A 12,818-nucleotide genomic window follows, 5' to 3' on the forward strand; every position below is an offset into this window, starting at 1 on the left:
CTGGCGCCTTAGGCCAGCTGGCCGATCAGGTCGGGACGGAATCCTGCCCAGTGATCGTCGCCTGCGACAACGACAGGTGCCTGACGATACCCCAGCCCCTGAACCATCTCCATGGCGGCGGCATCCTCGGTCAGGTCAACGAGATCAAAAGAGATCCCCTTGGCCTCCAGCGCGCGGGTGGTGGCGGTGCATTGCACGCAGGCCGGTTTAGAATAGACAGTGATGCTCATCTGCAAGGTCCCCTCAGGTGGTATCTGCTCGTATGTCTGGTCAGGCGAAAACGGACACGAGAACCCGGCGCTGACCAAAGCACCGAACCACGCGTCCGGGCCCTCCGCCTCGGTCGTCGTTCAGTTGCTTTGGCAGGTCTCCTGACTTTGCGGCTCAGACGCCCGGTCCCCCTTCCCAATGCCGGTCATGCATCAGTGGTCCAGGATAGGCTTGCCGCTTACAGTTGCGGGGGCAGCGCCGGATTTCCACCGACTTCCCTCTTCACCCGCGAGTCACCCCGCAAGCACCAAAGCACCCGCATATTGCGTCTTTTGTTAGGGAACTGTCAATATATGGTTATTCACACAGGGGGGCTTTTCCTGTGGATGAATCACGTGTCGCGCGCAGTCTCCGAGGGGGTCACGGCACCAGGCTGGTCGGATCGTCAACGGCGACCAAACGTTTCGCGGTTCCGAACCCCAGTTCGACCAATTGTTCGGACGGGCAGGTGCTGGCAGCGCCACCGGCCTGGCGAAACCCCTTGAGGCGCCCGATGTCGATCGATTTCATGGCCTCCACCGCGAGACCGTAGTGATGACCGTCCTTTTCCAGGATCATTATGCCGGACTCCGATCCGAACTGGCCATCGCCGTGCCCGCGGCGGCGCGCGCAGTCATAGACCGGCATCAGGCGACTTTGATACGAGAGATTGGCGAGGTGGCCGTCGTAATCTGCCCCTGAGATGCTGGTCGGCAGCCGCATGATCTCGCTGACGGCTTCGATCGGGACGGCAAAGTCCCCACCTGCGGAAACCGTCAGATAGCGCCCCGACGCAGAGCGCAGCGCGGCGAGACGGTTCTCATCATACGCCGGTTCCGTGCCGACAGGGTGGTCCGAGGGTTTGCCCTGGGCATCTTTGACCGCGATCTGAGGCGTGGTCTTGAGGCGATGCGATGTTTCGGCCAGTTGCAACAGGTCCGGGTCCTGACGGCAAGCGGCCACGTCGATCACCAGACACTGCTCATCCTGTTCGTCAATATGCACACCGCTGAACAGCTCCCGGCGTGAGGTGACACTGGGCGGAAAATCATACACCGCGCCTGCCTCAATGTTCATGACACTGACAACCTGGTCGACATGAAAGGCCAGCGCATGATCGTCGGGAAACTCAATAATGATGCCTGCCGCCGCCTCCGGTCTCTCTCCCGTACTGGCGAACCCGAGGTTTTCCAGCGTGTCCAGCATCGGCATTTCCATGCCGTGGCGCTGAATCAGACCCAGGCAGGAACTGCCGCTTATCGGCCAGGGGCTGAGCGGACTGGTGGGAACCGTGGAGGCGATATCCGACATGGCGATCAGGAAATTCCGCCCGCCCACGCGGAAGCGGATATAGGGCAGGCGCTTGATGCGGGCCCGCTGGCGCGCGGTTTCGGAGATCTCGTCCGACGGTGCTTGTGGCACATTCAGCAACTCGGGAACCGACAGCATCGAGAAATGCCCGTTGGTTTCGCAGATATAACCGCCGCTGATCAGAGCGTCTTCATGCTCGGGGAGGTTCTGATGCCAGGTGTCCCCCAGTTGCAGCAGGCAGCGCACAGAATCCACAAGCAGTCCGACGACCCGTCCTTCGGCGCGGATGACGACGATGACACCGCCGGCCGGAGTGGCCCCCTGTGCCGTATCTTCCGGCGCGGTGCCTGCGTGCAGACTGGCCTCGGCACCCAGCCTTTGGTGCAGGCTCTGAACCGGGATTGCCTTGCCACGTAACAGGACCGCTCCGAGGAGATCCAGGTGTTGGCCGGGGAGACGCTGAAACTTCTCCGGCGCGGGAATGACCTCGCGCACATGGTGGATCGGGATTGCAAACAGCATGGCGCCGATCTCGACCACGCCGACCAGCTGGTCCGCGGGGTCGGCGCAGGTGTCCGGTTCAGCTGCGCGGTCTGACATCGGTTCAGGCCGCCCGGTTATCGCCGGACAATTGGCTGATCAGATCGACGACCTGTTTCGACGCCGCAAGCTGGTTTTCCGCCGCCGAGGATATCTGATCGACCGACTGACCTGTCAGGGCGACACTTTCAACGATCCGAGAAAAGGCATCCCGCGCCGCGACCGAGCGGGTGGTCCCCTGATCGACACGGACTTCGGACTCGGTGATCAGGCGCGAGATCTTCTGGGCGGCTTCGGAACTGCGCTCGGCCAGTTTTCGGACTTCCTCGGCGACGACGGAGAAGCCGACGCCGTGCTCCCCGGCCCGGGCCGCCTCGATTGCGGCGTTGAACGCCAGGAGATTGGTCTGGTTCGCGATTTCGCCGATCACCTTGACGATCTCCGAGATCTCGCCCGAAGAACGCTGCATCAATTCGATCGTTTCGATCGTGTGGTTCAGCGCCTCGAACCCCTGGTTCGCGTTCTGCTCGGTCTCGCCGGCTTTGGTGCGGGCCTCGCTGGTGGCAAAGGAAATGTCCGAGATTGCTTCGCTCAGCGAATCTACAACGCGGGTCATTTCCTCCGCCTTTTCGCGGATGCGGTGTTCGCGCGCCACCTGTTCGGTCACATCGGTGGCGTATTCGATCACACCGACCGGCTGTCCGTGCAAGTCCATGAGCGGTGCGTAGGTGGCCTGGATATGAACATCGCGGCTGAACTTGCCAACCCTGTGGTACCGTCCGGACTGATATTCCCCGCGGTTGAGCGCCAGCCAGAAGTCCCGGTACTGCTGGGATTTCAGATAATCCGGAGTGCAGAACATCGAATGGTGCTGACCGAGAATTTCGCGCAGTGAATAGCCCATGACGCTGAGGAAGTTCTCGTTGGCCGAGATCACATTGCCATCGAGGTCGAACTGCACCACCGCCTGGCTGCGGTCCATGGCCTGGATCTTGTTGTTGGCATCCACGGCCTGTTTTTTGGTCTCGGTCACGTCGCTTGCGTATTTGACCACTTTCACCGGTTCGCCGCGCAGGTCGAAGATCGGATTATAGGTCGCCTGAATCCAGACCTCTTTGCCATCACGGCCGATGCGGCGGTATTCGCCCGCCGCAAAGTTGCCGCGCCGCAGCTGCGCCCAGAAGTCGCGATAAGCTTCGCTTTCCGCATAGTCCGGCTCGCAGAACATGGCATGGCGTTGACCGACCACCTCGTCGGTATCATACCCCATCAGGGACAAAAAGTTCTCGTTGGCGCTCAGGATCGTGCCCTGGAGATCAAATTCGATCACCGCCTGGCTGCGGCTGACGGCATTCAGCTTAGCCTCGAATTCGACCGATTGTTTTTTGGACTCTGTCAGATCGTTGGCGAATTTGACCACTTTGATAGGGTTGCCATCGAGGTCAAAGACCGGGTTGTAGGTGGCCTGGATCCACAGATCGCTACCGTCCTTGCGCCGGCGCTGATAGACGCCACTTGCAAATTCCCCGGCGCTCAGTTTGCGCCAGAAGCTTGCATAGTCCCGGCTGGCCACATGTTCTTCGGTGCAGAAAACGCGATGATGCAGGCCGACAATCTCGTCGCTTACATAGCCGGTCAGGTCGAGGAAGATGTCATTGGCCCACAGCACAGTCCCGTCGAGGTCGAATTCAATCACCGCCTGACTGCGGTTGGCGGCATTCAGACGAGCTTCCATCTCGGCGCGTTGCTGATGTTCGGCGCTTACGTCAGTGGCGAATTTGACGATCTTCAGCAATTCCCCATCAGGTCCGTAGACCGGGTTGTAGGTGGCCTGAATCCACACCGGAGAGCCATCTTTGCACAGGCGGCGGTATTCGCCGCGGGCGTGCTCGCCACTGGCCAGTTTGCTCCAGAAATTGCTGTAGCCCGCACTTTTTACGGTGGCAGGGTCGCAGAACAGCCGATGATGGCGGCCTATGATCTCGTCCCGGGTATAGCCGGTCAGGTCGAGGAAATTCGCGTTGGCGTCCAGTATCGTGCCATCAAGATCGAATTCGATCACAGCACTGCTGCGGCCCAGGGCCTCGATCTTGCCGGCGCTTTCCGCAGACTGACGTTTGCTGGCGGTCACGTCCATGGCGTATTCGATGATCCGGACAACGTTGCCTTCGCGGTCAAAAATCGGATTGAAGGCCGCGCGCACCCAGATCTGGTTGCCCTTGCGACCAACGCGCTGGTACTCGCCTTCGACGCCATGGCCTTTGCACAGATCGCTCCAGAAGGTCAGGTACGGCTCCGGCTTGTCCTGTAGTTTCGGCCACAGAATGCTGTGGTGGGCCCCGATCAGGTCGCCCTTCTTGAAACCGGTCAGGGCGCAGAAATTCTCGTTCGCCCGCATGATGGTGCCGTCGATGTCATATTCCACGATGGCCTGAGCGCGGTCGATCGCCGCGACATAGCCCTGTATCGCCTCGTCCGGCTCAACCACGCCCCCGGTCAGGAAGACATGGTCATCATGGGATTTCTGCATGATGCCAAAGAATTGCGGAGAGGTTGGCGTATCCTCCAGGCGTACCCTGAATGAGGCGCTTCCTGCGCCGGATGCCGTGGCCGCAATATCTCGGCGCAGACATCCCTGATCGACCACCAGATCCGTCAATGTGCTGGGTTCCGAAGTGCGCAGGCGGGCAAATTCGTCGTGCGCGGTGTCGCTCGCGGCGACAATCTCAAGCGTTTCGGGTTGAACCTTGAGGATGATCGAGTGGTTCATCAGGGCTTCGCCAGCGCCTTTCAGGTCGATTTCGACGAATTTTTTGACCATATATCCGAATCCCTGGTTTTGAGCGCCCGTTCCAGCGCCGAGGCATCAAGTTGTCGTGCCGGGATTACTGCATGTTTGCGTTTAAGAAGCCGTAAAGGCATGCGTGGTCACATCGTGAAATTCCGCAGATTGACCAATGTGCGGGAGCAGCCGCTAAGCGCGCCGCTGCTCCCGCGGGCGACAGCCTCAGGTTGTTGCGGCAACAACGGCCATGGAGGGCAAGCGAAGGACCTCATGCGCCTGTGCGACACGCTCCGGCGTGTAATACCCCTCTTCGTGCAGGATGTTGACCGTGGCCACCATCTTGCCGCCAAGGATCACCGGCAGGTTGATGACCGATCCGCAGCCCAGTTTGCCGATCAGTTCCGCGTCTGGGAACACGGTGTCGATATCGGCCAACGTGTTGGAAACAAAGGTCTCGTGACGGCCATGAACCTGCTCGAACCAGCGGTTCATCTCGATTTCCTTGGTGCCTGTTGTGGGGTAATTTTCCGCATCATCCGTGTAGACGCGACGGGCGAGCATAGCGTCCATGTCAGCGGTCATCACAGTGAACAGCTTTGCCCCCACCGTGGCCTTGGTCAGCGCGCAAAGCGCGTCATAAGCCTGCTCTTCGGTAGTGGCCTCTGACAGCGCTTTTTCAAAATCCTGGCGCGCCGTGTTTGTATCCGTCATGTCTTAGTCCTTGCGGTCTGGATTGCCGCCCGATGCGGCGTAAAGGGATTGCGTGTAAGGGTCGGTGAAACTGCCATCGTGGAGCGCTGATGCGGGCGCGATCTCGACGATGCGGCCCTTGTTCATCACAGCCATGCGGTCGCACATGAAGCTGACGACAGGCAGGTTGTGGGTGACCATCAGATAGGTGAGCCCCTGCTCGCGGCGCAGTTTTTTCAAAAGGTTGAGGATCTCCGCCTGTACCGAGACATCCAGCGCCGATGTGGGCTCATCAAGGAGCATCACCTTGGGCTCCAGCATCAGCGCGCGCGCGATGGCGACCCGCTGGCGTTGTCCGCCCGAAAGCTGGTGTGGATAGCGAAACCGAAACCGTTGGTCGAGGCCCACGGCAGCGAGCATCTCGATCACGCGGGCATCGCGATTGCCCAGCCCATGGATCTTGAGCGGCTCGCTCAGCACCGTGTCCACGGATTTGCGCGGATGCAGCGATCCATAAGGGTCCTGAAACACCATCTGGCACCGGGTGGCAAAGCCCTGATCCACGTTGCGCCCGCGGGGCTGTCCCAGTACCGAGATTTCGCCGCTCCAGTCGGGCGCGAGGCCTGCAATGGCCTTCAGAATCGTGGACTTGCCAGAGCCGCTTTCACCGACCAGAGCAAAGCTCTCTCCCTCGGCGACCTCAATATTCACGCCCTCAACCACCTTGGTGTGGCCATAGGAGATATCGAGGTTTTTCAAAATGATCGCGCTCATGTGCCGCTCCATGCGCTGCGGTCGAGGACGGGGAGTTCCTCGCGCGTTTCTTCCATCCGTGGCACCGCCGCCAGCAGGCCTTGGGTATAGGGGTGCGTGGCTTTGTGCAGGTCTTCGGCGGCACAGCTCTCGACCACTTCACCTGCGTGCATCACGAGGATGCGGTCGCAGTAGCGCGCCACCAGATTGAGGTCATGCGTGATCAGGATCAGCCCCATGCCCTTGTCGCGCACCAGCTCGTCGATGAGGTCCAGAACCTGCGCCTGCACAGAGACATCCAGCGCCGAGGTCGGCTCATCCGCGATCAGCAGATCCGGGCGCGGGATCAGCATCATGGCGATCATGATGCGCTGGCCCATACCGCCCGAAACCTCATGCGGGTAAAGGTTCACCACCCGTTCGGGATCGTTGATGCGCACGGAATGCAGCATCTCCAGCACCCGGGATTTGACCTCGCTGCGGGCAAGGTTCTCGTGGGTCTTGAGCGCCTCGGCGATCTGCGCGCCGATGGTCATCACCGGATTGAGCGAGAATTTCGGGTCCTGCATGATCATCGAGATCCGCGCGCCGCGCAGGTCGCGCATCTTGCGTTCCGACAATCCTTGCAGGTCGATGCCGTCAAAGATCATGCGATCAGCCTGCTGGCGTCCCGGTTTACGCACAAGCCGCAGGATCGCGCGGCCCGTCATGGATTTGCCCGACCCGCTTTCGCCGACGATGCCCAGGCGTTCGCGGCCCAAGGTGAAGGACAGGCCTTTGACCACCTCAACGCGCCCCTGTGGCGTGGGGAAGCTCACGCGCAGGTTTTCCAGCTTCAATAGTGGCGTATCGCTCATGATTTGCCTCCCTGTTTGGGGTCCAACACATCGCGCAGGCCGTCACCGAGGAAACAGAAACCGAGCGAGACGATGATGATGGCAAAGCCCGGCATGGTAGCGACCCACCACTGATCAAGGATAAAGGCTCGACCGCGCGAGATCATCGCGCCCCATTCCGGCAGCGGCGGCTGTGCGCCAAGGCCGAGGAAGCCCAGACCAGCTGCGGTCAGGATGATCCCCGCCATATCCAGCGTCACCCGCACGATCATCGAAGAGGTACACAGGGGCAGCACATGGCCGGTGATGATCCGCGTGTGCGATGCGCCAAGCAGGCGCATGGCCGAGATGAATTCCGAGTTGCGGAAGGTCAGTGTTTCGGCCCGTGCGATCCGCGCATAGGCAGGCCAGGATGTGATGGCGATCGCGATGATCGCGTTTTCAATCCCCGGCCCAAGTGCGGCCACAAAGGCCAGCGCGAGGATCAGCTTTGGCATCGACAGGAACACATCCGTCACGCCCATGATGATCTTATCCGTCCAGCCACCGAAATAGCCGGATACCGCACCGATGAGCAGTCCAAGCGGTGCGGAGATCACTGCCACCAGCGCCACGATCAACAGAGTGATGCGCGCGCCGTAAATGACGCGGCTAAAGATGTCGCGGCCCAGCTCATCGGTGCCCATCCAATGCGCGGCAGAGGGTGGCAGCAGGCGTTGACCGAGGTTTTGTCCCAGCGGGCTGTGGGGGGCGATCCACGGCGCAAAGATGGCCGCAAGGATCAACACCAAGAGGATCAGCGCCCCGACCACAGCGAGCGGATTGCGCATCAGCATTCGTGTCACACGGTAGCTGTGACCCAAGGAGGCCTGCAGGCGGGAGCTGGGGGAGTCGTCGAGCAGCCAGTTTGTCATCGTTGTCATGGCACCCTCCTATCGGCTGCGCGGGTCGAGAATGCGGTAGAGCACATCCGACAGCTTGTTGATGAGAATGAAGACCGAACCGATCACCAAGGTTGCGCCAAGGACGGCGTTCATGTCGGCATTGAGCAGCGCCACGGTCAGATAGTTGCCGATGCCCGGCCAGCTAAAGACCGTCTCGATCATCACCGAACCTTCCAGCAGTGCCGCATAGGAAAGGCCGATCACTGTGATCAGTGGCACTCGGATCGGGCGGAAGCCGTGGGTCCAGATCACCCGCCATTCCGACACGCCTTTGACGCGGGCGGTGGTGATGTACTCTTGGCCGAGCTGATCCAGCATGAAGCTGCGGGTCATGCGCGCGATATAGGCCAGCGAGAAGAACCCAAGGATGGTGGCAGGCAGGATCAGGTGATCCAATGCGCTCCAGAACACATCCATGTCGCCTGCAATGAGGGCATCGACCAGCAGCAGGCCGGTGTGCGGCTCGACCAGACCCTCGTAGAAGATATCGACACGCCCCGGACCACCGACCCAGCCAAGGCCCGCGTAAAAGACTACGAGCCCCACAAGGCCAAGCCAGAAGGCAGGAACAGAGTAACCCAGCAGTGCAAAGACGCGGATCAACTGATCTACCCATGTGCCTTGCCTTGCCGCGGCCCAGACACCCAGCGGAACGCCCATGCCGACGCCGATGATGATCCCAAGCGTTGCCATCTCCAGCGTTGCCGGGAAGACGCGCGCCAGATCCTCTGCGACGGGTCGGTTGGTGGACACCGAATGGCCAAGATCACCCTGAAACACATCGCCCACATAGGTGATGAACTGCACCACCAGTGGCTGATCCAGCCCCATGGCGATGCGGGCGGCGTCGTATTGTTCTTGCGTGGCGCGATCACCGACCACGGCCAGAACCGGGTCAATCGGGATCACGCGGCCGATGAAGAAAGTGATCGCCATCAATCCGACAAAAGTCAGGAAAGTGACGATGACAAAGCCACCAAATGCGCTGGCGGTTTTCCTCAGCCCGGCGTGTGAAGGCGCGGCTGTACTCAAGGGTCTGGTCCCCTATTCTCCTCCCAAAGCCCCCGGCAGCCGGGAGATCTGGCATCGTGAAAACTCTGCGCCAGAGCGGCCCCTGACGCGGTGGTTGGTGCATCAGGCATAAAACAATTTTCGAAATGTGCAAAAAAATTTTTGCCTGACAAAATTTTTTTTTGTAGCGTGAGCGAGACAACATCCAGGAATGTGACCCTGTCTGATGCTACAGACGCAGGGTCCAACCCAAAGTGTGAAGAATAAAAATGCCGCGTGAAAAACCACCACAAGAGCCCAATGTCGGCCCCGCGATTCGCAAGCGCCGCAAGCAATTGAAACTGACCTTGCAGGCGCTCTGCGACAAATCCGGTGTGTCTGTGGGCTATCTCAGTCAGGTTGAGCGCGACAACGCAACACCTTCGCTTGGGACCTTGGCGCAGATTTCAGCGGCGCTGGATGTTGGGCTGGATTATTTCATTTCGGCATCGAAGCCTTCGGATGGTTTGACCCGTGCGGGAACACGTCCGCTGTTTGCGCTGGATGATTCCTCCCTGCGCTACGAGGCGCTGGGCGCGGATTTTCCCGGCTCTGAGATGTCGTCCTACATCCTGCACATCCCGTCTGGCTATGTATCGGAAACCGTGAGCCACGAGGGCGAAGAGATCATCTTTGTCCTTGAGGGGGAAATCCAGCAAACGCTGGACGGCCAGTCCTTCGCCATGACCGCGGGCGACAGCCTGCACTACAGCGGCAACACACCGCACGCATGGAGCAACCCAACCGATCACACCGCCCGGCTGCTCTGGACCGGGACGTTGACAGTTCTCAACCGCAAAGGCGCCATCGAGCTTCCGGAACTGTCCCACAAACAGAACGCGTAAACCGCGAGAGACAGATTAGAAGTTTCATCCAACAAGGAGACCTCCCGTGAAACACCTGAAGACAACATTGCTGGCCAGCGCGCTGCTGTTGCCGCTTGCGGCACCTGCCGTCTTGGCCGACACGCCCGAGGGCGTGCTGGTGGTGGCACAGAACATCGACGATATCGTCGCAATCGACCCCGCGCAGGCCTATGAGTTCACCTCCGGCGAGCTGGTCACCAACCTCTATGACCGTCTGGTTCAGTACGATGCCGAAGACACCACCGTTCTGGCGGCAGGTCTGGCATCGGAATGGGTCACCGATCCCGACGCCAAGACCATCACCTTCACCCTGCGCGATGGCGCGACGTTTGCCTCTGGCAACCCTGTAACGGCAGAAGACGTGGTCTATTCCTTCTCACGCGTGGTGAAGCTGAACCTGACCCCGGCATTTATCCTGACCCAGCTGGGCTGGACGGCAGATAACATCGGCGAGATGGTCACGGGCGAGGGCAACACCGTCACCGTGAAATACGCGGGCGATTTCTCTCCGGCGTTTGTGCTGAACGTCCTGGCTGCGCGCCCCGCATCCATCGTCGACAGCAAGCTGGTGCAGGAAAACGAAGTTGACGGCGACATGGGCAATGCGTGGCTCAATGCCAATGCAGCCGGTTCCGGTCCCTTCACGCTGCAACGCTATTCTGCGGGTCAGATGGTGCGCATGCAGGCGAACCCGACCTATTTCAACGGCGCGCCCAAGATCGACAGCGTGATCATCCGTCACGTTGCCGAAAGCGCGACCCAGCAGCTGCTGCTGGAGCAAGGCGATGTCGATCTGGCGCGCAATATGACGCCGGATCAGGTGGCTTCGCTCGACAGTGGCGAGATCAAGGTCGAGACCTTCCCGCAGGCGGCTGTCCACTTCCTGTCGTTCAACCAGAAAACCGAGAGCCTGACGCCCCCCGCTGTTTGGGAAGCGGCACGCTATCTGGTCGACTACAAAGGCATGACCGAGACCATCATCAAAGGTCAGATGGAAGTGCATCAGGCCTTCTGGCCCAAAGGCTTCCCCGGTTCTTATGATGAGACACCGTTCTCTTATGATCCGGAAAAGGCCAAGAGCATCCTGTCCGAAGCTGGCATCGAGACCCCGATCACCGTTTCGCTGGATGTGATCAACGCGGCCCCCTTCACCGATATGGCGCAGTCGCTGCAAGCGAGCTTTGCCGATGCGGGCATCAACTTTGAGATCCTGCCGGGCACCGGGAGCCAGGTGATTACCAAATACCGCGAGCGCAGCCATGAGGCGATGCTGCTGTATTGGGGCCCGGACTTCATGGATCCGCACTCCAACGCCAAGGCCTTCGCCTATAATTCCGACAACTCTGACGACAATTATGCAGCGACCACCACTTGGCGCAATGCATGGGCCGTGCCGGAAGAGATGAACAAGAAAACCATGGCAGCGCTGTCCGAGAGCGACGCGGATGCGCGTCTCGACATGTACCGCGAGCTGCAAAAAGAGGTGCAAGCCGAGTCGCCCATCGTGATCATGTTCCAGGCCGCCTATCAGGTCGCCATGAACGAGGCGGTTTCGGGTTACGTCAACGGCGCGACCTCTGACTTTGTGTTCTACCGTCTGGTGGAAAAAGAGTAATTGTGAACTGATCGGGCCGCCCGCGCTGGTGGCCCGATTCCCCTATCTCTCCCTTCAATCCCGGAGCCTTCGATGACCGAATTCCCGCTGACCGCCGCCCGCCTCGCTGCTCTGCGTGCCCGTATGGAGCTGACAGGCACCGACCTTGTCGCTCTCGGCCCTTCCAGCCATATGGCGTGGCTGTCTGGTGTGCATCCTCATGGCGATGAGCGCCCGGTGATGCTCTTGGTGAGCCAGTCTTATGCGGGCTTTTTGATGCCGGCGCTGAATGCCGCCGCCGCGCGCAAGGACACGGACCTGCCGTTCCACCCATGGCGTGATGACGAAGGCCCGGATGCCGCTCTGGCCGCATTGCTTGAGGCCTGCGGTGCAACGCGCCCGAATCTGTCGGTGGTTCTGGATGAGACCATGCGCACCGATTTCTCTCTGCGCCTGTTGGACGCACTGGAAAACCCACGTCGTCGTTTTGCCGATGATACCGTGAGCCTGTTGCGGGCCTCCAAGGACGACAGCGAGTACCACGCGATCAAAGCCGCGCATCTGACCAACGACAAGGCCGTCAAAGCCGCGTTCGCCGCCCTCAAAGAAGGCGTCACCGAGCGTGAGATCGTCGAGCTGATCAAATCCGAATATGCCGCTGCCGGAGCGACGCTGGAGTTTTGCTCCGTGTGTTTTGGCGCGTCCGGGGCCTTCCCGCATCACACGCCCGGTGACACCCAGTTGACCCGCAACTCTGCCGTGCTGATTGACACCGGTTGCCGTCTGGATGGCTACCCGTCCGACATGACCCGCTGCGGCTACTTTGGTGCGCCCGAAGAGGGTTTTGAGGAGGTCTTTGCCGTGGTCGAGAAGGCCGTTCAGGCCGCGCTCGCGGTGGCTAAACCCGGTGTTGTGGCCAGCGATATCGACAAGGCCGCGCGCGATGTGATCACCGCCGCAGGCTATGGAGATCGTTTCCTGCATCGCACCGGCCATGGTCTCGGCATCGACATTCACGAGCCGCCCTATATCGCCGCCAATTCCGACGTGGTGCTGGCCGAGGGCAATGTGTTCTCGATCGAGCCGGGCATCTACCTTGAGGGTAAGTTCGGCATCCGTCTGGAGGAAATCGTCATCCTGCGCGAAGACGGTGCGGAGATCTTCTCCGAGATGCCGCGCGACATGGTGCGCGTCTAAACA

At 60.4% G+C, this 12,818-nt stretch carries 11 protein-coding genes and 1 riboswitch; of the genes, 3 read left to right on the forward strand and 8 right to left on the reverse strand.

Features of this window, described 5'->3' with window-relative positions; all coding sequences use genetic code 11:
* Window positions 1–8 precede the first annotated feature (8 nt).
* The 8 genes from nrdH to ACXAF5_RS04500 all read right to left on the reverse strand — a co-directional run bounded on the left by nrdH (window position 9) and on the right by ACXAF5_RS04500 (window position 9,140).
* On the reverse strand, window positions 9–230 hold the full coding sequence (gene nrdH / locus ACXAF5_RS04465; RefSeq protein ID WP_239319080.1) for a glutaredoxin-like protein NrdH: 222 nt from the start codon (window positions 228–230) through the stop codon (window positions 9–11).
* Between the two features lie 114 nt (window positions 231–344).
* Window positions 345–537: riboswitch (cobalamin riboswitch) on the reverse strand.
* Between the two features lie 93 nt (window positions 538–630).
* Window positions 631–2,160: a chemotaxis protein CheW gene (locus ACXAF5_RS04470; protein WP_474945685.1), complete on the reverse strand. Its 1,530-nt coding sequence runs from the start codon at window positions 2,158–2,160 to the stop codon at window positions 631–633.
* A 4-nt stretch (window positions 2,161–2,164) separates the two neighbouring features.
* Complete coding sequence (locus ACXAF5_RS04475; RefSeq protein ID WP_474945686.1) at window positions 2,165–4,921, reverse strand: methyl-accepting chemotaxis protein; 2,757 nt, start codon at window positions 4,919–4,921, stop codon at window positions 2,165–2,167.
* A 186-nt stretch (window positions 4,922–5,107) separates the two neighbouring features.
* Complete coding sequence (locus ACXAF5_RS04480) at window positions 5,108–5,596, reverse strand: GAF domain-containing protein (protein ID WP_239359898.1); 489 nt, start codon at window positions 5,594–5,596, stop codon at window positions 5,108–5,110.
* Window positions 5,597–5,599: 3 nt separating this feature from the next.
* Window positions 5,600–6,349 (reverse strand): ABC transporter ATP-binding protein, encoded by a 750-nt coding sequence (locus ACXAF5_RS04485; protein ID WP_065321212.1) that lies wholly within the window; start codon window positions 6,347–6,349, stop codon window positions 5,600–5,602.
* Window positions 6,346–7,185 (reverse strand): ABC transporter ATP-binding protein, encoded by an 840-nt coding sequence (locus tag ACXAF5_RS04490; protein WP_474945687.1) that lies wholly within the window; start codon window positions 7,183–7,185, stop codon window positions 6,346–6,348. The genes ACXAF5_RS04485 and ACXAF5_RS04490 overlap by 4 nt, the downstream gene beginning before the upstream one ends.
* Window positions 7,182–8,087 (reverse strand): ABC transporter permease, encoded by a 906-nt coding sequence (locus tag ACXAF5_RS04495; protein WP_005622798.1) that lies wholly within the window; start codon window positions 8,085–8,087, stop codon window positions 7,182–7,184. The genes ACXAF5_RS04490 and ACXAF5_RS04495 overlap by 4 nt, the downstream gene beginning before the upstream one ends.
* A 9-nt stretch (window positions 8,088–8,096) precedes the next feature.
* Window positions 8,097–9,140: an ABC transporter permease gene (locus ACXAF5_RS04500; protein WP_065328471.1), complete on the reverse strand. Its 1,044-nt coding sequence runs from the start codon at window positions 9,138–9,140 to the stop codon at window positions 8,097–8,099.
* A 248-nt stretch (window positions 9,141–9,388) separates the two neighbouring features.
* Here ACXAF5_RS04500 and ACXAF5_RS04505 point away from each other — a divergent pair, with 248 nt between their 5' ends.
* The 3 genes from ACXAF5_RS04505 (at window position 9,389) to ACXAF5_RS04515 (ending at window position 12,815) form a co-directional block, all read left to right on the forward strand.
* Window positions 9,389–10,003 (forward strand): helix-turn-helix domain-containing protein, encoded by a 615-nt coding sequence (locus ACXAF5_RS04505; RefSeq protein ID WP_239319088.1) that lies wholly within the window; start codon window positions 9,389–9,391, stop codon window positions 10,001–10,003.
* Window positions 10,004–10,049: 46 nt separating this feature from the next.
* The gene (locus ACXAF5_RS04510) at window positions 10,050–11,639 is read left to right on the forward strand and encodes an ABC transporter substrate-binding protein (protein ID WP_126137789.1); all 1,590 of its coding nucleotides are present in this window, start codon (window positions 10,050–10,052) and stop codon (window positions 11,637–11,639) included.
* 72 nt (window positions 11,640–11,711) lie between these two features.
* On the forward strand, window positions 11,712–12,815 hold the full coding sequence (locus tag ACXAF5_RS04515) for a M24 family metallopeptidase (RefSeq protein ID WP_474945688.1): 1,104 nt from the start codon (window positions 11,712–11,714) through the stop codon (window positions 12,813–12,815).
* Window positions 12,816–12,818: the final 3 nt, after the last annotated feature.

Source organism: Epibacterium sp. ABV4_022 (assembly GCF_056159345.1).